3 protein-coding genes are annotated in these 1,905 nt (G+C 58.0%); all 3 read left to right on the forward strand.

The annotated features are described in order from the left end of the window. On the forward strand, positions 1-504 hold a 504-nt coding region (locus VGP75_RS17710), incomplete at its 5' end, for a PfkB family carbohydrate kinase (RefSeq protein ID WP_327544913.1). Between the two features lie 66 nt (positions 505-570). After that, positions 571-1,470, forward strand: a complete 900-nt coding sequence (locus VGP75_RS17715; RefSeq protein ID WP_327544914.1) for a D-amino acid aminotransferase — start codon at positions 571-573, stop codon at positions 1,468-1,470. 52 nt (positions 1,471-1,522) lie between these two features. After that, positions 1,523-1,905: sulfotransferase-like domain-containing protein (locus VGP75_RS17720; protein ID WP_526025531.1), on the forward strand; the 383-nt coding region annotated here is incomplete at its 3' end.

Below are 1,905 nucleotides of genomic sequence, written 5' to 3' on the forward strand. Positions count from 1 at the left end.
ATGGCCGAGGCGGAAACCGGTGATTGGCTGGTCATCCAGAACGAAACCAACCTGCAGCGCACCGCTGCCCAAATGGGTAAAAAGCTGGGCCTGCAAATCGCCTATGCCGCTGCTCCTTTTGATGCTGATCGCGTGAAGGCGGTGCTGCCGTCACTTGATTTTCTGATCCTCAACGCGGTTGAAGCCGCCCAACTTGAAGAAGCCACCGGAAACGCCCCCGCTGATCTGCCTGTGCGCGATGTCATCGTGACCCGCGGTGCTGATGGCGCAGATTGGTACAGCGCGGCAGGAAAACAGCACTTCCCTGCGATCAAAGTCGATCCCGTTGATACAACCGGCGCAGGCGACACGTTCACCGGCTACGTTCTTGCCGGTCTTGATCGTGGCCTGCCTATGGCGCAGGCGATCGGGCAAGCGACCAAAGCAGGCGCGCTGATGGTCATGCGCCATGGCACCGCTGACGTGATCCCTGATCTGTCCGAAGTGCAGGACTTTCATCCCTGACACCTGCGTTTTCCCTCTTGGAACGGCCAGAACACTGGCCTAGCGTCCGCGATAAGGAGAACACCAATGACCGAAGTCACCACCCATCAGGCCGAGGATGATGCCCGCAATGAGACCATCCTGATCTATGTTGACGGCAAGATCGTTCCCAAAGCCCAGGCCACTGTCAGCGTCTACGACAGCGGCTTTATGCTGGGTGATGGTGTTTGGGAAGGGTTGCGGCTCTACGATGGCAAATGGGCCTTCATGGATGAGCATCTGGACCGGCTTTTCGAGGCGGCGAAAGCTATTGATCTCGACATCGGCATGGACCGGAAAGGCGTGGTTTCCGCCTTGTTAGAGACACAAAAAGCCAACGGCATGACGACAGACGCCCACGCGCGGTTGATGGTGACACGCGGGGTGAAGGTGCGCCCTTTCCAACACCCCAGCCTCTCACAATCAGGGCCCACTTTCGTGATCATCATGGAACATTCGCGCCCCAAAATCCCGCGCCCGATTACCCTTGCCACAGTTCCCCACCAGCGCGGCCTGCCAATGACGCAGGATCCGAAACTGAACAGCCACTCGAAACTCAACTGCATCCTCGCGTGTATCGCTGCGCAAAAGGCAGGGGCAGATGAGGCGCTGATGCTCGACGTGCATGGTTTTGTGAACACGACAAACGCCTGCAACTTCTTTATCGTCAAAAAGGGCGCGGTCTGGACCAGCACGGGCGACTATTGCATGAACGGCATTACCCGCCAGAAGGTGATCGACCTGTGCCGTGCCAACGACATTCCGGTGTTCGAGCGCAACTACAGCCTCGTCGATACTTACGCGGCTGATGAGGCTTTTCTCACCGGCACCTTCGGCGCGCAAACGCCCGTCAGCAGCATTGATGGCCGCATCATAGGCACCGGCGAATTGGGTCCGATGACCGCACGTTTGCGCGCGCTCTACAAGGATTTGGTGGACCGGTCATGATGTGTCAGCTGTATGTACAGGTTGTGTACAGCTTGTGTACGGGATGTGGCCGATGAGAATCGCTATGTGGTCCGGTCCGCGCAACCTCTCGACCGCGATGATGTATGCCTTTGGCAACCGCGCCGATTTCGCCGTCTGGGATGAACCCTTCTATGCTCCCTACCTGAAAGCAACCGGCGCAAACCACCCGATGCGGGATGAGATCATCGCCGCCCACGAGACGGACCCAACGATCGTCGCACAGCGCTGTTTAGACACTATTCCTGGCGATAAGCCGCATTTTTACATGAAGCACATGCCGCATCACATGATAGCGGGCTTCCCACTGGACTGGGCGCAGAACTGCATCAACATTCACCTGATCCGTCACCCCGCCCGTGTGATCGCAAGCTACGGGGCAAAACGCGACGAGATGAGCCTCGAAGACATCGGCTT

The organism is Yoonia sp. (assembly GCF_036007805.1).
Taxonomy (GTDB): domain Bacteria; phylum Pseudomonadota; class Alphaproteobacteria; order Rhodobacterales; family Rhodobacteraceae; genus Yoonia.